At 48.9% G+C, this 22,908-nt stretch carries 19 protein-coding genes and 1 riboswitch; of the genes, 9 read left to right on the forward strand and 10 right to left on the reverse strand.

What is annotated here, in order from left to right; all coding sequences use genetic code 11:
- Positions 1-15: 15 nt before the first annotated feature.
- From NO352_RS20525 to NO352_RS20540, 4 genes are read right to left on the reverse strand one after another with little or no spacing between them, the layout of a single operon-like run.
- On the reverse strand, positions 16-807 hold the full coding sequence (locus NO352_RS20525; RefSeq protein ID WP_005544991.1) for an energy-coupling factor transporter transmembrane component T family protein: 792 nt from the start codon (positions 805-807) through the stop codon (positions 16-18).
- A gap of 3 nt (positions 808-810) precedes the next feature.
- Positions 811-1,716 (reverse strand): ATP-binding cassette domain-containing protein, encoded by a 906-nt coding sequence (locus NO352_RS20530; RefSeq protein WP_289356660.1) that lies wholly within the window; start codon positions 1,714-1,716, stop codon positions 811-813.
- Positions 1,704-3,251, reverse strand: coding sequence for an energy-coupling factor transporter ATPase (locus NO352_RS20535; RefSeq protein ID WP_289356661.1), 1,548 nt, complete (start codon positions 3,249-3,251; stop codon positions 1,704-1,706). The genes NO352_RS20530 and NO352_RS20535 overlap by 13 nt, the downstream gene beginning before the upstream one ends.
- Positions 3,235-3,633: a NusG domain II-containing protein gene (locus tag NO352_RS20540; RefSeq protein WP_005544996.1), complete on the reverse strand. Its 399-nt coding sequence runs from the start codon at positions 3,631-3,633 to the stop codon at positions 3,235-3,237. Before NO352_RS20540 ends, NO352_RS20535 begins: the two co-directional genes overlap by 17 nt.
- Before the next feature lie 265 nt (positions 3,634-3,898).
- Between NO352_RS20540 and NO352_RS20545 the strand changes: the two genes are divergently transcribed.
- On the forward strand, positions 3,899-4,981 hold the full coding sequence (locus NO352_RS20545) for an FAD:protein FMN transferase (RefSeq protein WP_171416069.1): 1,083 nt from the start codon (positions 3,899-3,901) through the stop codon (positions 4,979-4,981).
- 129 nt (positions 4,982-5,110) lie between these two features.
- Here NO352_RS20545 and NO352_RS20550 read toward each other — a convergent pair whose 3' ends face one another.
- The 4 genes from NO352_RS20550 to NO352_RS20565 all read right to left on the reverse strand — a co-directional run bounded on the left by NO352_RS20550 (position 5,111) and on the right by NO352_RS20565 (position 10,909).
- On the reverse strand, positions 5,111-5,965 hold the full coding sequence (locus tag NO352_RS20550) for a DMT family transporter (RefSeq protein ID WP_289356662.1): 855 nt from the start codon (positions 5,963-5,965) through the stop codon (positions 5,111-5,113).
- A 162-nt stretch (positions 5,966-6,127) separates the two neighbouring features.
- The gene (locus tag NO352_RS20555) at positions 6,128-8,038 is read right to left on the reverse strand and encodes a beta-N-acetylhexosaminidase (protein ID WP_289356663.1); all 1,911 of its coding nucleotides are present in this window, start codon (positions 8,036-8,038) and stop codon (positions 6,128-6,130) included.
- A gap of 249 nt (positions 8,039-8,287) precedes the next feature.
- Complete coding sequence (locus NO352_RS20560) at positions 8,288-9,172, reverse strand: formate/nitrite transporter family protein (RefSeq protein WP_005545004.1); 885 nt, start codon at positions 9,170-9,172, stop codon at positions 8,288-8,290.
- Positions 9,173-9,472: 300 nt separating this feature from the next.
- Positions 9,473-10,909: an NAD(P)/FAD-dependent oxidoreductase gene (locus NO352_RS20565; protein WP_005545006.1), complete on the reverse strand. Its 1,437-nt coding sequence runs from the start codon at positions 10,907-10,909 to the stop codon at positions 9,473-9,475.
- A gap of 99 nt (positions 10,910-11,008) precedes the next feature.
- Positions 11,009-11,107, reverse strand: a riboswitch (purine riboswitch).
- 316 nt (positions 11,108-11,423) lie between these two features.
- On the opposite strand from NO352_RS20565, the gene NO352_RS20570 reads away from it, so the two are divergent.
- The 3 genes from NO352_RS20570 to NO352_RS20580 all read left to right on the forward strand — a co-directional run bounded on the left by NO352_RS20570 (position 11,424) and on the right by NO352_RS20580 (position 14,506).
- Positions 11,424-12,683, forward strand: a complete 1,260-nt coding sequence (locus NO352_RS20570; RefSeq protein ID WP_005545008.1) for a LytTR family transcriptional regulator DNA-binding domain-containing protein — start codon at positions 11,424-11,426, stop codon at positions 12,681-12,683.
- 258 nt (positions 12,684-12,941) lie between these two features.
- A complete protein-coding gene (locus NO352_RS20575; protein WP_289356664.1) occupies positions 12,942-13,796 on the forward strand; it encodes an ABC transporter ATP-binding protein in 855 nt (284 codons plus the stop codon).
- Complete coding sequence (locus tag NO352_RS20580) at positions 13,793-14,506, forward strand: ABC transporter permease (RefSeq protein ID WP_289356665.1); 714 nt, start codon at positions 13,793-13,795, stop codon at positions 14,504-14,506. The genes NO352_RS20575 and NO352_RS20580 overlap by 4 nt, the downstream gene beginning before the upstream one ends.
- Before the next feature lie 128 nt (positions 14,507-14,634).
- On the opposite strand, the gene NO352_RS20585 is transcribed toward NO352_RS20580, so the two are convergent.
- Entirely contained in the window at positions 14,635-15,501 is an 867-nt protein-coding gene (locus NO352_RS20585; protein ID WP_005545016.1) for an MgtC/SapB family protein, read from the reverse strand.
- Positions 15,502-16,030: 529 nt separating this feature from the next.
- Here NO352_RS20585 and NO352_RS20590 point away from each other — a divergent pair.
- The gene (locus NO352_RS20590) at positions 16,031-16,243 is read left to right on the forward strand and encodes a hypothetical protein (RefSeq protein ID WP_289356666.1); all 213 of its coding nucleotides are present in this window, start codon (positions 16,031-16,033) and stop codon (positions 16,241-16,243) included.
- A gap of 119 nt (positions 16,244-16,362) precedes the next feature.
- Here the strand turns inward: NO352_RS20590 and NO352_RS20595 are convergent, their stop codons facing one another.
- Positions 16,363-16,656 carry a YciI family protein gene (locus NO352_RS20595; protein WP_005545021.1) on the reverse strand — a complete coding sequence of 98 codons (294 nt, stop codon included), beginning with the start codon at positions 16,654-16,656 and terminating at the stop codon, positions 16,363-16,365.
- A 279-nt stretch (positions 16,657-16,935) separates the two neighbouring features.
- Between NO352_RS20595 and NO352_RS20600 the strand changes: the two genes are divergently transcribed.
- From NO352_RS20600 to NO352_RS20615, 4 genes are all read left to right on the forward strand, one after another.
- The gene (locus NO352_RS20600; protein ID WP_005545023.1) at positions 16,936-18,321 is read left to right on the forward strand and encodes a YjiH family protein; all 1,386 of its coding nucleotides are present in this window, start codon (positions 16,936-16,938) and stop codon (positions 18,319-18,321) included.
- A gap of 232 nt (positions 18,322-18,553) precedes the next feature.
- Positions 18,554-19,786 (forward strand): MFS transporter, encoded by a 1,233-nt coding sequence (locus NO352_RS20605; RefSeq protein ID WP_238555798.1) that lies wholly within the window; start codon positions 18,554-18,556, stop codon positions 19,784-19,786.
- A 404-nt stretch (positions 19,787-20,190) separates the two neighbouring features.
- Positions 20,191-21,150 (forward strand): tetratricopeptide repeat protein, encoded by a 960-nt coding sequence (locus tag NO352_RS20610; RefSeq protein WP_005545026.1) that lies wholly within the window; start codon positions 20,191-20,193, stop codon positions 21,148-21,150.
- Positions 21,151-21,492: 342 nt separating this feature from the next.
- Positions 21,493-22,851, forward strand: a complete 1,359-nt coding sequence (locus NO352_RS20615) for a TrkH family potassium uptake protein (RefSeq protein ID WP_430111991.1) — start codon at positions 21,493-21,495, stop codon at positions 22,849-22,851.
- Positions 22,852-22,908 lie beyond the last annotated feature (57 nt).

Here is a 22,908-nt window from a genome sequence, read left to right on the forward strand (position 1 = left end):
CGCACCATTACCATTCTACCATAGTAGAACTAGTACTAACATCGCAACAAACAATGCCATGAACAACGTATCCGTCAGCTTCCATACCAATTGACGCAGCGACGTGCGCGGCGCATTCAGTACGTATCCTCGCGCTTCCATCGCCTGCACCAACTCTTCTGCACGGCGAAAGGCGCTCACGATAACAGGCACCATCAGTGTCATGACGAGCTTGCCCTTCTGGGCAAAGGACAAATCCGCATAATCCGCTCCGCGGGATGCCTGTGCCTTCATTACCTTCTCCGCTTCCTCGAATATCGTCGGAATGAAGCGAAGCGATATCCCGATCATCATGGACCAGCGCTGCGGTGAACCGCCGATTAGCCGGATCGGCTTTAGTACGCGCTCAAGCCCGAGATTCAGCTCCACTGGGGCTGTTGTAAATGTCAGGATCGCCGTCAGCGTGACAAGCAGCGCCATTCTCCATACGGCGTAAGCTCCGTAAGTAACGCCACCAGTCGTTATTTTTAAGCCGCCTACCTGCACCAAAGCACTGCCGCTCGAATCGAACAGAAGATAGAAAATAAACATGAAGGCCATTATGAGCCACAGTGGACGAGAAGCACGAAAATAGCGGTACAGCGAAATACGCGAGCTTGACATCATGAGCAGCGCAAAGCCCGTAAGCGCCGCAAGCTCCACGAACTGTTCCGCGAGAATGACAGCGACAAGGTAGATAACCATCGCGATCAGCTTCGCGCGCGGATCAAGGCGGTGAATCCAGGAATCGGCCGCTACGTAGCGGCCTAGCATCATTTTTGCCTGCATACGCTATTCCTCCTCCTCCACCGGTCGACGATTCCCCTGCTCCTGTAATCTGTGCTCCATCTGTGCCTTTATCCATTCTGCCCATTCGGCAGCACTGCATGGCAGCTTCTCCTTCGGCACACCAGTCCGCTCCATGACAAGGGCGGCCAACCGCATCGTGGCGGGCAATAATATTCCTGCCTCCTCCAGCCTCTCCGGCTGCGCCATCAGTTCTGAGCGAGTGCCTTGAAACGTAACTCGTCCGTCCTTCATTAAGGCAAAGGAATCGGCATAAGCAAACAGCTCATCAAGACGGTGGGTCACCATGATGACTGTCTTGCCTTCTTCCTTGCACAGCTTGTAGAGCAGCTCAATCAGCTCTGTCCGGCTTACAGGATCTAGCGTCGCTGTCGGCTCATCTAATACAACAATTTCCGGATTCGAGGCAAGTACCGTTGCAATCGCCACCTTGCGAATCTGTCCGCCGCTCAGTTCGAACGGGCTCTTCTCAAGCAGTGTGTCCGGCAGCCCTACCTGCCGCATCGCCGTAAGTGCGGAAGCCTTCGCTTCCTCCTCGCTCTGCCCGAACTGCAAGGGGCCGAACAGAAGATCCCGTTCCACCGTGTCTTCGAACAACTGATGCTCTGGAAATTGAAAGACAAGACCTACGCGCCGTCTAAGCTCCTTCAAGCCGCGCTCTTGCGTGCCTCCTTGGAATGTATATTCGAGCACCTGCAGCTTGCCGTCAGTAGGCTGCAATATACCGTTCAAATGCTGAAGCAATGTTGATTTGCCGGAGCCGGTTGCGCCAAGCAGCGCGATGAACTGCCCCTGCTCGAACGTGACCTGCAATTTATCCAGTGCAGGAGCGCCCTGTACTCCCTGCCCATGGTAACGGTACGTTACCCGTTCTGCAGTTATGATGGCCATAGTGCGTTCACCAGCTCTCTCTCATCATTCGTATCCGGCACATCTACCCCGTTCGTTTGCAGCGCCTTCGCCAATTGCAGCGTAAATGGCGCTTGCAGGCGGCATGCTTTCATAAGCGCTTCGTCTGCAAACAGCTCGGTTGGCGTTAGGTCAGCCGCGATCACGCCATCCTTAACAACGATGACACGATCTGAAGCAAGAATTTCCTCCGCATCATGCGTAACCGATAAAATCGTATAACGATTCGAAGCATGCAAGCTCTTGAGCTGTGCAGTCAGTTGCCTTTTCGAACGCTCATCCAGCATTGAGGTTGCTTCATCAAAGATCAAAATGTCGGGATTGAGCACCATCATGCCTGCAATCGCCACACGCTGCTTCTGTCCTCCAGACAGCTCTGCCGGATGCCGATCAAGCCATTCCCGCACCTGGTATTCATCCGCTGCGCGCTCCAAGCGCCGTTCCATTTCAGCAAGCGGCATTTGGCGATTTTCCATACCGAATGCAATGTCATCCCGCACGGTCGTGGCGAAGAACTGATTGTCTGGATTCTGGAACAGAAACCCTACGCGGCGGCGAATTTCTGCAATACTCTCTTCGTTCAGTTGCTTCCCATTCACATAGATATTCCCTTTATGCGGAGTGAACAAACCATTGATGAGCTTCAGGAGCGTCGATTTGCCCGAGCCATTCGGCCCGATAACGGATACCCATTGGCCCCGGGGAACCTGAAGCGATATGCCATCGAATAACGCTGGGCCGTTTGAGTATTGAAAATGGATGTTCTCCATAAACACCGCTTCTTCATGGGAAGAAACGGCTGTGTCGGATACACTTGAAGCACCCCCGTCACTTTTAGCATGTAAAGCCCCCACAACATTTGCACTCACCGATCCGCCAGCTTGTGAACGTGCATGTGCCGCATTAATTTCCGCTTCATTCCCCCTGCCGTCCGACGCATCGATTTGCGGAACTAGCGAATCGAACAGCGGCAGCTTGGCAAGTGCTGCAACAATGTATTTCACCGCAATACCGATAAAGATACCTGTTACAACACCTGTAATAAGCAGCACCGGCAAGTAATAGAAAATATTTGCCGTGCCAAACACAATATACGCCGCAGTCAACTGACCGGCGTTGTGCGCGGCGCCGCCAACAACACTGATACCGATCAGGCTGACGTTGTCGCGGCCAATTTTCAAAATGGCGTACATCACCATAAAGCTGAACAAAGATCCTAAGAAACTAAACAGAAAGGCCGAGAATGTCCCCAGCATGAGCGTCATGAGCAGCGTCTTCAAGATGACGAGCGTCAAGGCGTCCCTTCCGTTCAAGAAATATAAGCAAGCCAATATCATCACATTGGCTAGACCGAGCTTCGCTCCCGGAATAGGCAGAATCGTCTGCACCGGGAGCATCGCCTCCACGAAGCCGAGTACAACAGCGACAGCGCTGAATATTGCGATAATAACCGCCTTCTTCAACGCTTCTGACTGTTGGGATACGGCTGCACGCTTCGTATTATTGTACGACGGCATCGATGTCACTCTCCTCGCCAGCATCGCCCTCGCTGAACAGCTCGACAAGCACGCGATGAGGCAAGCATACGATTGTATCATTCGGTCTCGACACGAAGCCGAACGACAAGCATACCTTGTCAGAGCAGTCGGCATCGATCATTTCGATTCCTTTGTCATGCACCTTCAAAAGGTTGAAGCCATGATCCGTTTCGACTCGAATGGTTTGTTCTTTCTCGGTTAATTCCACTTTCTTATAGGGTTTCCCATCTACCGTAATATGAGCAAACACCTTGGAATTGTGCAAATTTTCACTTTCATTTTGAAAGAACCATTTCGGCACAAGAAATGCAAGCGCCGCGACAATAATGACTCCGATGAGAATCAGATCTCCACGTTTCATCTTGTTGACTCCTCGGGTTTCATTTTAATTTTGAAGCTATTTTTATTATACCTCTTCGTGAAAGAAGGTTCAATGTTCGTCCATGGCATAACCGTGAACATCAACGCTTTTCAGCCTCGCTAGCCGTTCTGTTGTGATATGCTTGATTTGCAACTTTTTGGGGAACTGCTATAATGAAATGCTTGGTTACAGCCCCATTCCCTTAATAAAAAGGATGTTCAAAACCTATCTTTTTCATTACACATATAGATGGAGGAATCGCCTTATGACACGTTCACGCAGCCTGCTTCGCAGCGCCATCGTTCTGCTGTCTGCTTGCGCCCTTATTTTGAGCGGATGCGGCAGCAGCGGAAAGGAGGCCTCGGGCACGAACGATACTGCTAGCAAGAAATCCGCCATTAAGCAGCAATCCTACTTTATCTTCGATACGATCGTCACCGTCAAGATTTATGATGAGCGAGCGGATCAAAAACAATTCAAGGATATTGAGAACCTTTTGAATGAAATCGACTCGCGCCTGAACCGGACAAAGGACACAAGTGAGCTGGCGAAGATCCATGCTGCTTCAGGCAAGGAGGCTGTTACCGTCACACCGGAGTCCTTTGACTTGATTGCCAAATCGCTGGATTATGCCAAGCGTACTGAAGGACGCTTCGATCCTACCGTTGGCCCGATCGTGGACTTATGGAATATTGGCCATGAGAATGCTAAGGTGCCGAATCCAGACAAGCTGGCACAGACGTTAAAGCTGGTCAATTATAAGGACGTGACGCTTGATCCTGCGAAGCATGCCATTAAGTTGAACCGTGAAGGTATGGAACTTGATATGGGCAGTATCGGCAAGGGGTATGCCGCCGACCGAATCGCGGACTACTTGCGCAATAACGGCTTCCCGAGCGCTATCATTGATCTAGGCGGCAATATTTTTGCGGTTGGAGCGAAGCCTGGCGGTTCGGATTGGACGATCGGCGTTCAAGATCCAGATGAAACTCGCGGCAACCAAATCGGCAAGATGAAGGTGCAGGACAAGACGATTGTGACGTCCGGCGTTTATGAACGATATTTTGTAGAGAACGGCAAGCATTATCATCACATACTTGATCCCGCTACCGGCTATCCGGTCGATAATGGTCTCAGCAGTGTGACGATTGTGACGAACAGCTCGACGGATGCCGATGCGCTGTCCACTTCCCTATTCGCCCTCGGCGTGGAGAAGGGCTTGAAGTTCGTCGAAGAAGATCCGAATGTCGAGGCCATCTTCATAACGACCGACCACAAGGTGTACTGTACGTCAGGCATTAAGGAAATCTTCGAGCTAACGAACGACAAGTATAAGATTGTCAATTAATAAGCTACTTATCGGAAAAATAGAACGCCCGCTGCCTTAATCGAACCTGCTCCTAGCAGTCGATTCAAGATAGCGGGCGCTTGCTTTTTCCAAACATATGCTCTGATATTCAACCAGGCAGATCGACCCTCATCCCCACATGCTTATTAAGACCATGCCGGATGCCACAACAGCCGATGTCGCGATTCTCGTCCACCCCTGCTGCTCCTTCAGTACAACGATACCTAACATTGTTCCAATTACAATGCTGAATTCGCGGATCGGAGCGAGATGGGCAAGCGGCCCCAGTGTCATTGCGAACAAGAACAATAAATAAGAACCAGGCGAAATGATAGAGCCCAGTACAATCGTACGCCAATTTGCCTTCCACTCATGGCGTATCCGCTTCGTACGTATGACAGAAGGTGCTAAGAACAGAAGCGCGCCTAAGTTCGAAATTTGAATCAGTCCCAAGGGACTGAAAAACTCCACCACCATCTTATCAGTCAGCGTATAACTGGCTGTGCACATCCCAACGATGGTCGTAATTGCTAAGGTTAGCCACCAGAGTCTGCTGCGCGGCTCCTTCGAGGAGAACATGCCGCTGAGCGCAAACAATCCTCCGACAATCAGCAGCCAGCCAAGCCAGCCGATTAGAGACAAGCTTTCATCGTACAGAAATACGCTCACAATAGGTACGATGAGTGCAGCCGTTCCTCGCATCATCGGATAGACCTTGGACAGATCGCCGACCTGATAAGCCTTGGATACGAGCCACAGGTAAACTCCCTGAAGCAGCAGAGATAAGAATAATAGGAGCCCATTTTCCCATGACCAATTCATAACTAACAGATCATGAACAAAAAACGGCATAAACACAACTGCAGCCAAGCCGTGCAAGCAAAATAAAAAAGATTCCTTATGAATGCTCCGCTTCGCGAACATATTCCAGGTGGCATGTGCAAAGGCAGAGGCGATGACCAACAGGAGGCCGTATATTGCCACTTTAGCATCTCCTTTGTAAAGGATTCGTTTAATTTTCCCTTAATATATAAGTTCACCCACATCTTTCCTGTCCCCATAACCAACAAAGAGGAGACCCATGCCAGATAAGGCAGAGTCTCCTCCTTGCGATGTTCAACTGCATGACAGCATATGCTTCATCTATTAAATGGCAGAGAATACAGTACCGGTCACGATGCGATGGAAGAATGGCTGATGCGCTACGCGATGCTCGCCGACTGGATCATCACTGTAGAATGGAAGGCGCTCCTGCTCAAGCTCCTCCAAGCAAGCTACACGTTCGTCAACAAAGTCGAGGATGCGCTCTTCCGCCGACTGCAGGCGTGCCATTACGGTACCGTAGCGGCTATCGATCACTTCCCAGCCGAATGGCTTGCTTGTCGCCATCCAGAGTGCCCGATGCGCCTTACGCGCTTCATCCACGAGCGGACGAATCGTAGGAATCACTTCGGTAGCGATGCGACGCAGTTCCTCCTTGTCGCCATTCCGATATGCACGGGTCACCTGTACACCAAGCATCGACTTTGCACCGACAGCCGCGGACAGCTTTGCGTACATATCGAATACGAGCGCATGATCGCCCGTCGTGTTATCTCGTGCAGCCGCAAGGCGTTGTGCCAACTCCTTGTAATGCTTCGGCAGCTTCGCTTCCAGCTCCTCTGTAAGGTAGATATCAAACAGCCCGAGCAGCGCATCCTGGAACAACAGGAACTTCGATCCATTCGAGCCGTGCATATTATTTTCCGTAACACCTGGAGTCTCATCCAAATAAGTCAATTGCCAGTAATCATCGAAGCTCTGGCCTGTGCACAGTTGGAAGCGTTCCTTCAACTTCACTTCATCCACTTCGCCTTCGGTATAACCATGCTCAGCGAACAACTGCAGGCCTGGGAGAATCGTCATATGGTTCGTCTCCTGGCCATTGTCGCCCCATGCTGTCGCAAATACTTCCTGAATCCCCTTCGACTTGCAGGCGAGCAGGGCTGGATTCGTATTCTGCCACGTCTTGCCATAGTTCGGGCTCATAGCGCCCCATACCCATACGCCGCCTGCGAATACTGGATCAGATCCAAGCTGGCGATGCTTCTCGATGAACTCTTCATAGAAGCCTTGATCATCGTGATAGTAATCCCAATAGACAAACTGAACACCCTTCGGAATTTGATCAACAACCTCATTTGTGAAGTTAATGTCAAGATCATAGTAATGCCCGCCATTTTTCATAAGCAGATGGAAATACATGTCGCTCCACATCATTGGAGTCAAGCCGTGCTTGCCCGTAATCTCCAAGACGCGAGCCAAATGCTCATTCATAATATCGAAACGCTCACGGAAGCCATGCTTGTGCATATATTTGCCCAGACCGAGACCGAACGCCTCATCCATCCCGATATGAATGCGCTTGGATCGAAGCGATTTCGTTGCCGCTACAACCATATCCTCTATGAAACGGTACGTCTCCTCTTCGCCTACGAGAAGGACATCCTCCGTATCCTTTATCTCGTTCGCATAGTCCCACTTCAGCGCCTGCGCCAAATGGCCAAGCGTCTGAATGCAAGCGACTACCTCAATACCGAACATGGCGGCATATTGATCAATTTCATACAGCTCCTCAGTTGAGTAGCGTCCGCGCATGTATCCGAAATACGGACGTCCTGGAACTTCATACGTGTCTTCGGTATATAGCATTGCGCCATTCAAGCCCATCAGCGCCATTGAGCGCAGCGTTTGCTTCATCATATGCACATTCGGAACCGCATTCCGAGATGCATCGATCATCGTTCCGTTATACGTAAATTGCGGGTGCTCCGTAATATCGAACGGCTGTCCTTTGCGAAGCTGCTCGACGAACAGGCCAAGCGCACGGAAGAAATGAATGTCCGCCTCATAGCGAATCACCCCTTTTGTTCCATCCCATGCGGCACGAAGCGGCCCTTCCTCTTGCTCCACTCGTACGAGAGTACCTTCTGTACCTGCTTCCATATTTAATAACGACTGCAATTCTTGGATCCCTGGCAATAGTTGCTCGACACTGCCTATAAACTGTAACTTCACAGCAGATCCCTCCCCACGTGTTGTTGGATGCGCTTACAGATACGACATGATATCGCTATCTTCTCTTCTATATATGGCGCACACTAGTCACCCGTAGTTTACCACATCTATCTGTAATGGAGGTGACAAGCCCGTGAATTTATATAAAGAGCAGCATACCTGCGTTTTCGGCAAACAAAAAAGACCGAGCCTAATCATGACTCGATCTTGCCTACCTTTACATACCAATGTTCTGCGCTGCTGCCTCAGTTAGTGAACAGGCGAGCTCGCCGCTCCCGAAGGCATCGCGTTGCTTTCAGCACCTGCATCCTTCGAATGCAGATGCTCGGAAGCCCCATTCGTTACCTTCTGGTTGTTCACATGCTGCGAACGCAAGTACACCATATAGTAAGCACCTGCTACAAAGACAACCCCTCCGGCCAAGTTGCCCAGCCAGACAGGAATGAAGTTCGACATATATTGCCCCCAGCTGAAATGCCCCTCAAAAATGGCTGCTGGAATGACAAACATATTGGCAACAACGTGTTGGAACCCGATGGCTACAAAAGCCATCGTCGGGAACCAAATGCCCATAATTTTTCCGCTGAAGCTCTTCGCCCCATAAGCCAACCATACCGCCAGTGCAACAAGCCAGTTGCAGCCAATCCCGCTGACAAAAGCCTGAATAAAGCTTTCATCCAGCTTATGAGCCGCTACATCAACTGTCTTCTGCAAATATGGGCCAGAACTCGTAAGCCCCACTACATGACCGAAGAAATACGCTACAAACAAAGCCCCCAAGAAATTAGCAAACGTAATCACCACGATATTTCGGATGGCCTCTCCGGTCGTTATGCAGCCTTTCATTCGAGCGAGCGGTACGGCCATCATATTCCCGGTCAACAGCTCTCCGCCAGCTAATAAGACAAGGATCAACCCTACGGGGAACAACGCTGCTCCAATCAAGCTATTAATACTTCCCCATTCCGCGGGCGCGGCTGCCGTCACCCGTATATATAAGAGATAACCGAGCGCAATAAATGCCCCGGCAAGAAAACCTAAGATCAGCATGGCAGACAAAGGATTTCTCGCTTTGATCGTTCCGGTTTCCACTGTTGCTTCCGCAATTTGCTGCGGCTTCAAATAACCTGACATCGACATAACCTCCTGCTTGTGCATATTCCGATGCAAGCCTGATCATCCCAAGGCCTGCTTTCCATTCGCACCTACCCAGATGCGATTCACCCCGGTTGGAATGTCAACTGAACAGGTTGCAAATTCATTGTAACGAAGCCCTCACCATGATGTTGTGCATTTTATCACAAAGTATATTTCAAATATTGACCATTTTGCGTATACAAGGAAATAGGTGCACAGCATACAAAAAAAGCCAGCAAGTCAAGGTCTCGACTCACTGGCCCTCCCCTATGAATTGGCTTGAGTGGCATCGTGCATTTACGCGCCGCGTTTGGCAACGATGCTGCGTGCAATGTGTACACCTGCGGCACCTGCCTGTGCGAGTCCGCGCGTAATGCCAGCGCCGTCTCCGCCGCAGTATAAGCCTTCAATTTCCGACTCCAATGTCGTATCCAGCTTTGGACGAGCGGAGTAGAATTTCGCCTCAACTCCATAAAATAACGTGTGCTCAGAAGCGATGCCCGGCGTTACGCGATCAAGCGCTTCAACCATTTCAATGAGACTCTTCATCGTATTGTATGGAAGTACAAGACCCAAATCCCCAGCAACGGCCTCTTTCAAGGTAGGCTCCAGGAATCCTTCTTGGATGCGCTTTTCTGTTGAGCGGCGTCCACGAATGATGTCCCCGTACTTCTGGACGATAATGCCGCCTCCGGACAAATCGTTCGCGCGCTTACAGATTTCACGAGCGTACTCATTCGGCTTATCGAACGGCTCCGTAAACTTATGCGATACAAGCAGCGCAAAATTCGTGTTTGCAGAGCCCAGCTTCGGATCCTTGAAGGAGTGCCCGTTCGCGCACATGATGCCACTGTGGTTCTCCACCACGACATGGCCAGACGGATTGCTGCAGAAGGTACGCACCTGTGTGCCAACAGACGTATTGAACACGAATTTCCCTTCATACAGGTGTTCATTGATTTCGCGCATAACGATATCGGAGGTCTCTACCCGCACCCCAACATCGACTTGGTTGTTGTACATTTTCAAGCGGCGCTTTTTCAATATTTCCGTCAACCATGCTGAGCCGTCACGTCCCGGCACGATTACCACTTGATCAGCTTCATGCTTCTCACCGCTCTTTAGCTCAATCCCCTTCACAATATAGCGCCCATCCTGCTTCTCTGAAATCAGATCCGCGACTTCTGTTTTGTAGGCCATTTCGACGCGAGGCTTCAAATATTCATAAATGGATTTTAAAATCTCCAGGTTCTGTTCCGTTCCCAAATGACGCACCTGTGCGCGCAGTAGCTTCAAGCCAGCAGAATAGCCCAGCTGTTCAATACGACGTACCGTTTCTGTTGTTGGATCGGTAATATCCGTTGTAGCTCCATGCTCCAGGTTGATTGCATCTACATATTTGATCAAGTCCAGTACTTGTGAAGCCGGCAAATAATCAGTCAGCCAGCCGCCAAATTCTGTCGTTACGTTAAATTTACCATCACTGTATGCCCCTGCTCCACCGAAGCCGTTTGTAATCGAACAAGCTGGGAGACAGCCGGCAAAATCCTTCTTTCCTGCCGCTGGAGGACACTTTTGGATTTTCTCCTCCAAAATCGGACAGTTGCGGCGATAAATATCATGTCCCTTATCTACGAGCAATACTTTCAGATGTGGAGCCTTCAAAGATAATTCATAACAAGTGAAAATACCAGCCGGACCTGCTCCTACAACAATTACATCATATTTACTCATTGTTTCCTCCTCGATGCTCACGATGTTTCGGTCTATTTATCTCTTATCCGATGAGCCTGCACCTATTTGGGCAAAAAAAATATCCTGTTACGTGCAGGTATACCAAAGCATACCTATCGTAGTCAGGAATTTACGGCTCCTGGTAGAGACCCCTAGACCTTATCTCTGGGATATACGAACAGGATAAACAAAATAATGGCCAATCAATCCTTGCTCTCCACTTTCCGCGGGAGCAACCTTATTGTATCTAAATTTAACGAACAAGTCAACAACACTCACGCCCATTGTTCGTTAATTATTTTTAATCCCACATCATAATTTACTAATCACGATTATAAATAGAGCAAATTCCGAACATTATTATTTTGTCCACTTGCTTCATTATTCCCTGCTGCATTCAAAACTGCCCCCCCTTCACAGTCAGCATCTACCCAAAATGAGGTTATCGATATATGATTTACCTATGATATAACTCACAACAAAGATTGGCATGCATACGATTGGAGGCACGCGTATGAACGCGCTTGAACCCCCCGCTGGGGATGGACTGATTATTGACAAACTATCGATGACAAAAGGCAACTCCACACTTTTAGATGCGCTGAGCGTACAAATAAATCCGGGACAGTGCATTGCGGTGCAAAGCAACCATATCACCGGACAGTTGATTATTGATTTACTAATAAATAGAGCCAAGCCCTCGGCTGGAAGCGTGACATGGCGCGGCATTCCATTTTCCTTCGCTTCTCTCGCCACTAAAATCGGCTTGATTCGGCAGAGTGAAGCCTTATATGAACGATTAACACCGAAGGAAGCCTTGACCTTCTTTATGAAAATGTATGGGGCCTACCATAAAGACCGCTTGGAACAGCTCTTGAAGCTAACCGGCTTGTATGAGCGCATGAATACGCCGCTAGGCAAATGCTCATTGCCCGAACAGCGCCGATTCCACCTAGCACGAGCCGCAGCTCATCGTCCAGAGTTGATTATCATCGAGGATCCTGAATTCCATATGGACTTGGAAAGCAGCTACCTGCTCCGTCAATGGATTAACACGATGTGCGAGGAGGGCGTTTCCATCTTCATGACTGTGCCTTCCTTGGAGAGTGCGCTCACAATGACCAATCATGTTGTACGCTTAACGCCTGTCGGCTTTAAGCCAGTCATCATTGAGGACGAGCCTGTAAATCAAATATCCGAGGTTGAGGCCCTTAACGTAGATGAACAAGCCAACCTCGCCCAGCAGTCAGGCTTGGAAGAAATAGCTCAGGAAGGCCACAAGAGTACAGCCGCAGTTTTAGACACATCAGATACTGAGCTAAGCGAAGAAGATGCCGAACTTGTACATAAAGAGGACGCTCCTAATGCGAAGCCTGAGGAAAAGGAAGACGAGCTTGATTCGGCAGCAGTAGGCAAACGCTTCGTCCCGCAAATTAGCTTTGACAAAATTCCAGCACGTATTGAAGACAAAATCGTGCTTATTGATCCGCTTGAATTGAATTATATCGAAAGCCAAGATGGCGCTTCCCAGCTTCATATGCATTCCGGTTCGCTGCCCTGCACGATGACGCTGACAGAATTGGAGCGCAAGCTCAAGGCATTCGGATTTTTCCGCTGCCATCGCTCCTACTTGGTCAATTTGCAGCGTGTCCGTGAAGTCATTATTTGGTCCCGCAACAGCTACAGCCTCGTGCTTGATGATGAGAATAAGAGCAAGGTGCCGCTCTCCAAGAATAAATACGAAGAAATGAAGGCTATTATGGGAATCGGATAGGATGACCGCTCCATTTAGCCGCAACGTCGTATCAAATCAGCTCTAATCGGTTCCATCCTCCCTGCGAAACGCTCCATTCAACCACTGGAGTGCGCTATTCGCGGGGTTTTTGAGGTGCCGATCACCCTTTCACAGTACGATAAGGATGTCGACAGGGACGGCAGCGCAGCAATGAGCTGCACCGACCGCAAATGAGCAACAGCGGGCACTGACATTCGAATCGTACACAATATCATTTAGATAAAGCGAGGGTGACTCATGGAACCAATTATTGAAGTAAGAGCAATGACCAAGACATTCGGCAACAAGCAAGCCATAAAGCCAATCGATTTTACGATTCAGCGCGGCGAAATTTTTGGATTTCTCGGCCCAAGCGGCTCAGGTAAAACTACGACCGTGAAGATACTTACAGGCCAGCTCCTTCCAACGGCTGGAACAGCCCGCGTATTCGATGTAGACATCGCGAAAATGAAGGATTCAGAACGCCAGCAGCATCTGTCCCGCATCGGCATATTAACGGATAATAGCACCTTGTACGAGCGGCTTACCATTGAGGATAATCTTGTGTTTTTCTGCAAGCTGTATCATGTGCCGACGAGCCGAGTACAGGAAGCACTAGAACAGGTCAACTTAACAAGCGAGCGTAAAACGACAGTGAAGCATTTATCCAAAGGGATGAAGCAGCGAGTAACACTGGCTCGCGCCTTGCTTCATAAGCCAGATATTTTATTCCTGGATGAACCGACATCCGCACTCGATCCGACGAATACGAAACGAATACATGAAGCCTTGCGGGAGTTGAACCGCATGGGAACAACCATCTTCTTGACGACGCATGATATGGAGGAAGCGGAATCACTGTGTGATCGCATCGCCTTTCTTCATCAGGGATGCATCGCTGCTATGGATACACCGCAGCGGCTGCGGCTGGCCCACATGGATCATGCCATTACGGTGGTCACGACTGATGGAACACATACCGTTGAACGCAATGAGGCTGGAGCAAATCGTATTCACGATTGGATGACATCCGGCAAGCTTATATCGATACATTCAAATGAACCAACATTAAGCGATATTTTCATTAAAGTGACCGGAGGCGTATTACAATGACATTTTCTATAAATCGAGTAACTGCCATGATTCAGAAGGAATGGAAAGAAGCTATGAGGAATCAAATGCTGTTAATTACAGCAGCTTTGCCGCTTATTTTCGCCTTCATGTTCAGCAATGGGACCATCGATGATGGCGCTACTATTCTGATGATGCCAATCAACATGGCATTGCTGATTACTTGTTTATTTGCCCAATCGATGATGGTGGCAGAAGAGAAGGAGAAGCATACGCTGCGCGTACTGATGTTGTCCCCTGCCAAGCCGATCGAGGTACTGTTGGGTAAGAGCGCAATCTCCGTATTCCTGACATTATGTGCGCTGATCGCAACTTTTCTGATTGCAAAAACGCCAGGACTTCCGCTTATTGGCCTTGCTATGCTGATTGTGCCAAGTCTTATCATGTATGTAGCATTCGGTACGCTAACTGGCTTATTGTCCCGTACGACGATGGAAACTTCCTTCGTTGGCATGCCGCTTATGATTGTCTTCCTTATGGGGCCTGCATTCAGCAATGTCTTCAACAGCAGTGTGGTAGACACGATCGTGGCATACCTACCAACATCTCAATTGTCGGAAGCTGCTCAGAAGCTGTGGGACGGTCAAGGGTTATTTTCCATTTCAATCCACGTAGGCATTATCACCATCTGGATGGCCGCCTCAATTATCATTACACTGATTGTATATCGCAGCAAACGTTACGACGCATAATGAGTTTGTCCGACAGGAAATACATTATTTCCCGAGAAATATACAGCGGCTTTCTATTATCTGCAACACGAACAGCACAGCTCCATGAGCGGAAATCCTCAGGACTGTGCTGTTTTGTGAGTGATAAGTTATTGCTTGGAGCTCTCCTCTGTAGAGTGATCCTCCTGCTTGCGTTCAAATAAATCGCTAAAGCCCCATTTGCTCTTTTCAGCAATCGGTTCATCAATGCCAAAATGCCTTACGGCTCTCACACACGGCTCAGACAACAGCTTTTCCAGCAGCTTATCGATATGCCAGGTCCGGCATTTTAAGCTTACCTGCAGCAGCACACAACAATGGATATCCATGTCACTTGAATCCTCCGGCGATAAGGGGCCTGTTGTACTTGCTTCTTCCCCTTGTTCCACAGGCTCAATAGAAATGTCTGAAATAGCAATATTCTGTTCCTTCAGAATGAATAGTACCTTTCCGATATGGCGCGGCCCATCCGCAATAACAAGTGCAAGCTTCCTTACAGAAGCAGACTTTGAGAAGGGTGAGAATTTTTTCTCCAACTTGTTGAGCATGAACAAGCTGAAAAATGCCGTAAATGCGGTCAAAAGCGCACCATAATAGAAGCCTGCTCCAACCGCCAAGCCGATTGCGGCAACTACCCATAAGGAGGCGGCAGTCGTCAGGCCTGATACCGTCATGCCTGTACGTAATATCGTACCCGCGCCAAGAAATCCGATTCCGCTAATGACTTGAGCCGCCAGCCGGGCCGGATCCATGCGTACATTCGTTTCATAAATAAAGTCTGAAAATCCATAGCTCGACAGCATCATAATGAGCGCAGATCCTAGACAAACGAGAATATGCGTGCGAAATCCGGCTGCGTGCTCCCCGAATTCGCGCTCCAGACCAATTGCACCGCCCAGTACAACGGCAATAATGACGCGAAATGTAAGCTCCAGCATGCTGATTTGCCATACTTCAGGATGAACGCCTAATTCCATATCTCGATCAGCCTCGTTCACAGATGCCCTGTTCCATCCACTTATCCAGTATTGGAGTAAGAGTACGGGCACATCTTATTTTATTGTAAGCGCTTCCCAAATGAGTTCTGCTAAATCCTCTCTCCCCCGCACTTATATCTGGATGCAGCTTCTCAAGCAATATCCCGTTGTACATTATTGTCTCTCAACTAAACCTTAAGAGCTCCTGAGCCATTATACGCAAGGCGGGAAAATCGAGTATATAATCTGGATTATATGCGCTTGTCACCAAAATAGAACGACTCGTTTTTTATCCTTTCATATCGATAACACTTGAAGCTATTGAAGCGGCTCATACATTCTATGCAGCTTGCGTATTCTGCTCTACTGCTGTGTTGGCCTCATCCAAATAAGCTCCAATGTGCCCACTCATCCCTCCTCTAGCTTCGTTCAATCCGAAAAAGGCGCATTTCAACCAGAAAATAAGGAATGGACATGTAGATGCCTATAGAATAAAGGTATCAAATCAAACGAGAGGACGTTAAATATTATGAAAAAACAACAAACGGTAAAGGACACTTGGAGCAAAATGAAAGGTACGGGGGAAATTTGGGTTTATTCTGGAATCATGATGGGTGCGATAATGGGCCATCTCACCAATAATTTAGGAACATGTGTGGCGGTTGGCTATTGTGCAGGCCTTGCCATGCAGAAAATAAATCAGAGATCAGTTGAAACCTCCACACCACAAGTAGAAGGATAACTCCGATTATAAGCGAAGCGAGACTGCCTACACATTTAGGCAATCTCGCTTTTTTTATATCCTTTATGTATGCGCCTTCGTAAACAGAACCCACGGTTCATGATTCTCCTCAGCCGCAGCTACCGTTGGAATAAACGCGCTTGCAGGCCCTCATCTGCTTTCGTTGGTCGGAAGGCAATATAATGATACGCCGCCACACCATGTACAAAGAATGGATCCTGCTCGATATAAGAACGAGCCTCCTCCTCTGTCTGCGCATCTACGATGATGATTCCTCCTGTTCGAGGCTCCTTCGGTCCTGATAACAAAAATACGCCCTTCGCATAATGCTCGTCCAAAAATGCACGGTGGGCATCCAAATAAACATCTACTTCTTCCACAGACTTCTTATATGTAAGCTCTACAACATACATGCTAGTCCCCCTTCCTGATCTGCTCCACATATGAATGCAGCCGATGAATCAAGTATTTCGCACGAATGAAATGGAGTCAAGTACTGCTCGATGATAACCCGAGTGCCTTCACTATAATGACTTAACGGGGATTTTCAAAACATAGGAAAAACTGGTATACTGCACTTAACTGGGATTCCACTTTTTTCTAACTATTCTACTCTTGGAATTCAACTCTATTTGTATTAAAGTAAACGATGTTGCATAAATATACCGCACTCTAAGGAGAATTATTCATACATGACAGTTAAAAACGACAACATGCAGCAAAATTCGCTTTCCACACAGCATTTGAGTTGGACAGGCTTGCTGCATTTCGCCATACCATCCTTACTTGGGCTACTGCTCTTCGTTATTCCTGTGCCATGGAATGGGGAAGTAACGGTACCCATTGCATTTTTGGCCAAGGTGATCGGACAATGGCTTGCGCCTTGGCTCCCACTGGCTGCCACGATCATCATCGTCCTGGCCTGGATCGGAACTGCATATACCCGCTGGCTGAAGCCGGAGAAGCTGCTGCATCAGCCATTATGGAATGCATTGTTCGCTATATCCCCCTTCTGGTTCGCCGCTCGAACAATAGGAATGATATTTGCGATCATTACTTTTTCTCAGATTGGACCCGAGTGGATATGGTCGGAACATACTGGCGGCATGCTGCTCTCGAGCCTTATTCCCGGCTTGTTCGTTGTCTTTATGCTTGCAGGTTTGCTTCTGCCGCTGCTCGTTGACTTCGGACTGCTTGAGTTCTTCGGCACGCTCATGACCAAAATTATGCGTCCAATCTTTACTTTGCCCGGACGCTCCTCCATCAACTGCATGGCGTCTTGGCTCGGCGACGGTACGATTGGCGTGATGATGACCAGCAAGCAATATGAGAATGGCTACTATACAAAGCGAGAAGCTGCCGTCATCGGAACGACATTTACTGCCGTGTCTATTACGTTCAGCTTCATCGTATTGAGCAATGTGAATCTGGCTCACATGTTCCTTCCCTTTTATGCGACGGTAACATTAGCTGGTATGATCGCTGCCGTTATTATGCCGCGCATACCGCCGCTATCGCGCAAGCCTGACACGTATGCAGCAGGGGCAGTACCCGCTAAAGAAGAGGCAATCCCATCATCATGGAGCCCATGGCAGTGGGGACTTCGCCAAGCAGTCAATAAGGCACGGCAACATGAGGGTGCAGGCTCCTTCATTCGCGAGGGCTTCAAAAACATTGTTGACCTGTGGTTCGGCGTAATTCCGGTTGTGATGGCTATTGGCACAATTGCCGTTGCACTTGCCGAGTATACTCCGGTCTTTCAATGGCTCGGCTGGCCATTCATTCCGCTGCTGCAGCTGCTAGGACTTCCTGAAGCGGAGGCAGCATCACAGACGATACTTGTTGGATTCGCAGACATGTTCCTGCCTACAGTGCTGGGCTCCGGCATTACAAGCGAAATGACCCGCTTCGTCATTGCTGCCCTGTCTGTCACGCAGCTCATTTATATGTCCGAGGTCGGCGGATTACTACTTGGCTCTAAGCTGCCTGTGAACATGAAGGATTTGATTATTATTTTCCTGCTGCGTACGCTTATCACGCTGCCGATTATTGCGCTAGCGGCACATCTACTATTTTAATTATGAAAATCTAAGAAATGGCCCTGTCTGGCGAGATATTTTCTATATTTCTCCAATAACAGGGCCATTTTCTCGATTGCAACAATAAGGAAAAACGATTATCGTTACATCATTCCATAATCTTCATGCGATTAAACAACGCTCTGCTATCAATTCACCTAAGGAAAGGAGTTCCTTCATGGACAATAAAGCATCAACCATTGCAGCGCCCAGGCATCAGACTGCATCACAAATGAAATCTCCGAGCATGGAGCCTGCACCCCATCTTCAAGCAGATACGGTGTTCCGCATTCTGCTTGCCATTAGCTTCGTGCACTTGTTCAATGATTCGATTCAAGCTGTCATCCCTGCAATCTTCCCCATTCTGAAGTCATCTATGAATCTGTCGTATGCTCAAATTGGCTGGATCTCCTTCGCCATCAATGTGACGGCTTCCTTGCTGCAGCCTGTCGTTGGGTATGCAGCGGATCGCAGACCGACACCAGCACTGCTTCCAATTGGAATGTGCTTCACCTTCGCAGGCGTACTGCTGCTTGCCTATGCTCCGAACTATGTTCTGGTGCTTCTGGCTGTCGTGCTCGTCGGTTTCGGATCAGCCGCCTTCCATCCAGAGGGAATGAGAGTTGCTCATATGGCAGCAGGCGCGCGAAAAGGACTCGCCCAATCAATCTTTCAGGTAGGCGGCAACGCGGGTCAATCCCTCGCGCCCATGCTGACAAAATGGATATTTATCCCCTTGGGGCAATCGGGTGCACTCGTATTCACGATCGTTGCAGGGGCAGGCATAGCCGTACAAACCTATATTGCACGCTGGTACCGTACAATGCTGGATAGCGGATATGCCTTCAAAAAGCGGCATCAGGCACGCACGATGGATCCATCGAAGCGCAACCGAGTTATTGCCGCCACCATCGTATTGGTTGTGCTCGTCTTTGCCCGTTCCTGGTACAGTGCCGCCATAGGCAGCTACTATGCCTTCTACTTGATGGATGCTTACCATTTGACACTCGATGACGCACAAATATACATATTCTTATTCCTCGGAGCAGGAGCAGTCGGAACGTTCTTCGGCGGCCCGCTTGCCGATCGCTTCGGAAGACGCAACTTGATACTCGTCTCTATGCTTGGGACTGCGCCGCTTGCCCTCATATTGCCGTATTTATCGCTGTTTTGGGCTGGTGTTGTTTTGGCCTTGACCGGATTTATTTTATTGTCCAGCTTCTCCGTTACGGTAATCTACGCACAACTGCTTCATCCCGGCAACATCGGAACGGTATCTGGACTCATAACCGGGTTCGCCTTCGGCATGGGAGGCATTGGCGCACTTGCACTCGGGTACTTCATAGACACGTGGGGAATTGAAAATGTAATGATCGTATGTGGATTTCTTCCTTTATTCGGTCTTCTGACATGGATGCTTCCAAGCGATAACACCCTTCATCAATGGGCAAAGGGAATATCGTAGCAAGTAAATTTCCGGCGTAAAAAGCTGTTCTCTCAACAGGGGTATCTGCCGTAATGTGGTACTGTGGCAGCCAAATCAAAATAATTATATAAAATGGAAACCCTATTTCCCTTGCTCCGAACGCAGTGTGGGTCTACAATATTGTCAGCTTCACCTGAGGGATTGCGGCCAACAAGCGCAGTCTAATAGACAGCTTTCACGAATGAGTAGATGATTGAAGAAGCGAAGCTAAAGCTGACACATAAGGCATCTATCGAATCCCTTTGAAGGTCGTTAAAACGACCCAGAGGATCATCATTCAAGGCTCAGACGATGAAGATGATCATACGCGTCGATCCATCATTTCAACATTCATGGATTTGCAATAGAGATAACAACCGAGTACATCATGGAGGTGATGGAGGATGCCACAAGTAGAGCATGAGGAGCTGGAACAAACTGCAGAAAAAGAGAACCAGCCCGATGAATCTGGCGAACAGAACGTGACAGCCAAAGAGCTGGAAGAGAGAATACGCCTCCAGGAGGCCATTCATCAGGTAAATGAGCTATATCAGAAGCAGCGCTACAAGGAAGCGCTGGAAGAGGCTATGCGCCTGCAGCAGCAATATCCGGAGCATCCAACCGTCATGTCGCTGGCAGCAGTTGTTCACAAGCCGATCGCACCAGATCAGGCGCTGCATTGGGCCTCTGAGGCATTGAAGCGCGATACGAGACTTCCGGATGCTTGGCGAGTTCGCATGTCCATCTATTATGAGCGCAGAGAATGGCCTGCTTTCGAGACAGCAGCGAGGCAGCTTGCCTTGGTGGCAGAAGAAGATCCAACGCCCCATCTGCTGCTTGCCCAGTATCAGCTGCGCAAAGGCGCACTGGATCAAGCACTTCTATCGCTGGAGCGCAGTATCGACATTGAGCCTGCCGGTATTGCTTATGCTACCTACAGCTATGTACTAGCGCAAATGAAGCGGTATCCGGAATCCCGCGAAGCAGAACGCCAAGCTTTAGCCTGGCAGGAGAAACATGCTTACACCCTGATGCAGCTTGCTTGGGCAGCAGATCAGCGAGATGAGCACGATCGCGCTATGCAATTCATGCAAGAGGCCATCCGTTTAAATCCTGAAGATAGCCAAGTGAGAAACGAATATATGGATGCACTACAAAAATCCCACCCGTGGTTCCGACTCGTATGGTGGCCAGCCCAGATGCTGCAAAAGCTGTCTCCATGGATTTTAGTCATTTTATGGGCCTTATTCGCTCTCATTGAACCAACTCTGCTTATTGCATTTATCGTACTTCATGTATCAACGTATTGGATTAGCCGCGGATTTGTAAATTGGAAAGTATATGGCCGGTTGTGGGTGTCGTAAACGGCACCCCTCTAGCCCCAACAGTTCTAAGAAGACTCCCCCATGCATCCCCACCAGCCCATTTCCCATGGTTAGCTAAGCTTCTATCTCACGAACAACAGGATTCTCTTCATATCTTATCGCACATGTATCATCCCTTTTAAATTCACATACCGATAGAATCACTTCCCTTGCATTGTCCTTCTCAAAATAGGAAAATGTTCGTAAATAAAAATCGACCATTTACATCCACTCTGGGGAACGATATACTAGTGAACGTTTTGGAAAATGATTGATTCGAATGATTATCCAACGTACGCACCTGACTGTAACAGGATTCAATCCTTCCTCATTACTTTTTTTATTGTTAAAGGAGACGTTCACATGACTTCATGGAGAAAACGGACAATGCATTGGACGCCTGCTCGTGTGCTGGTTCTCGGCTTTTTGTCTATCATCACAATCGGGACATGTATCTTGAAGCTGCCGATATCCTTGGCGGCTGGCCATTCCCTTTCCTTCATTGACGCCTTGTTCACGGCAACTTCTGCTGTATGCGTAACCGGACTGGTTGTCGTCGACATCGGGACAACCTACTCTGCATTTGGACAAGGGGTTATTATTTCACTCGTACAAATCGGCGGCATAGGCTTCATGTCCGTAGCCCTGCTCTTCTATCTTATGCTTGGGAAACGCATTTCCCTGCGGGAACGACTCATTTTACAGGAGTCGATCAATGCGAACAGTATGGAGGGCATTGTACGAACAATCCGCCGTGTCATTATATTCGTGTTCATTATCCAAGGAGTAGGAACGATCATTCTAACGCTGCGATGGGCTATTGATATGCCCCTGCTGCAATCATTCTATTACGGATTGTTCCACTCGATCTCTTTGTTCAACAACGGGGGATTCGATCTATTTGGCTCCAGCTTCCAACTGCATGTGGATGATTTCGTAACGAATGTAGTTGCTACTTTCCTCGTGCTGTCCGGAGGGCTTGGCTTCATCGTATTGGCTGAGTTGTACGATTATCCGAAGTCACGACGATTAACACTGCACTCCAAGGTGGTATTGTCCATGACCAGCATCCTGGTTGTTGCTGGCGCCATCTTCATCTTCATTTTCGAGTTCCAAAATACGAATACGCTCGGATCACTTGGGTGGGACGGCAAAATATACGCTTCCTTCTTCCAGTCGATTTCCGCCCGTTCGTCGGGAACGACAACGGTTGATGTGGCAAATATGAAGCAGGTAACCCAATTCGGGCTCATTATTCTCATGTTTATCGGCGCCTCTCCTGGTTCTGCGGGTGGCGGGATTAAGACGACGACATTCGCTATCCTATTGGCTGCCGTCTATGCGATGCTGCGCGGCCGTGAGGATGCTGTGCTGTTCCGCCATCGGCTTGCCAAGGATCAGATCATTAAGGCACTGACGATTATATTCCTCGCTATATTCATGGTGCTGGGCGTATCCATGCTGCTGGCCATAACTGAAGATCAGCCGTTCATCACACTGCTCTTCGAAACGGTATCAGCCGTAGCAACGGTAGGATTATCTATGGGCCTTACACCTGAGATGTCGGCATTTGGCAAATTCGTCATATGTGCCACGATGTTCATCGGCCGTATCGGCCCCATGACGCTTGCATACGCGCTCGGCAACCGCAAGGAGCAGTCCTTATACCGTTACCCTGAAGGAAAGATTATGATCGGATAGAAGATCGATAAAAGGCAGCAAGCGATGCTTGCTGCCTTCTTCTATTTCTGTCGATGT

This window comes from Paenibacillus sp. S-12 (assembly GCF_030363895.1).
GTDB lineage: Bacteria > Bacillota > Bacilli > Paenibacillales > Paenibacillaceae > Paenibacillus_B > Paenibacillus_B alvei.

Coding starts and splice junctions, on each gene's coding strand:
- NO352_RS20525 (WP_005544991.1), bottom strand. CDS start 807: ATGCAGGCAAAAATGATGCTAGGCCGCTACGTAGCGGCCGATTCCTGG.
- NO352_RS20530 (WP_289356660.1), bottom strand. CDS start 1,716: ATGGCCATCATAACTGCAGAACGGGTAACGTACCGTTACCATGGGCAG.
- NO352_RS20535 (WP_289356661.1), bottom strand. CDS start 3,251: ATGCCGTCGTACAATAATACGAAGCGTGCAGCCGTATCCCAACAGTCA.
- NO352_RS20540 (WP_005544996.1), bottom strand. CDS start 3,633: ATGAAACGTGGAGATCTGATTCTCATCGGAGTCATTATTGTCGCGGCG.
- NO352_RS20545 (WP_171416069.1), top strand. CDS start 3,899: ATGACACGTTCACGCAGCCTGCTTCGCAGCGCCATCGTTCTGCTGTCT.
- NO352_RS20560 (WP_005545004.1), bottom strand. CDS start 9,172: ATGTCAGGTTATTTGAAGCCGCAGCAAATTGCGGAAGCAACAGTGGAA.
- NO352_RS20565 (WP_005545006.1), bottom strand. CDS start 10,909: ATGAGTAAATATGATGTAATTGTTGTAGGAGCAGGTCCGGCTGGTATT.
- NO352_RS20570 (WP_005545008.1), top strand. CDS start 11,424: ATGAACGCGCTTGAACCCCCCGCTGGGGATGGACTGATTATTGACAAA.
- NO352_RS20575 (WP_289356664.1), top strand. CDS start 12,942: ATGGAACCAATTATTGAAGTAAGAGCAATGACCAAGACATTCGGCAAC.
- NO352_RS20580 (WP_289356665.1), top strand. CDS start 13,793: ATGACATTTTCTATAAATCGAGTAACTGCCATGATTCAGAAGGAATGG.
- NO352_RS20585 (WP_005545016.1), bottom strand. CDS start 15,501: ATGGAATTAGGCGTTCATCCTGAAGTATGGCAAATCAGCATGCTGGAG.
- NO352_RS20590 (WP_289356666.1), top strand. CDS start 16,031: ATGAAAAAACAACAAACGGTAAAGGACACTTGGAGCAAAATGAAAGGT.
- NO352_RS20595 (WP_005545021.1), bottom strand. CDS start 16,656: ATGTATGTTGTAGAGCTTACATATAAGAAGTCTGTGGAAGAAGTAGAT.
- NO352_RS20600 (WP_005545023.1), top strand. CDS start 16,936: ATGACAGTTAAAAACGACAACATGCAGCAAAATTCGCTTTCCACACAG.
- NO352_RS20605 (WP_238555798.1), top strand. CDS start 18,554: ATGAAATCTCCGAGCATGGAGCCTGCACCCCATCTTCAAGCAGATACG.
- NO352_RS20610 (WP_005545026.1), top strand. CDS start 20,191: ATGCCACAAGTAGAGCATGAGGAGCTGGAACAAACTGCAGAAAAAGAG.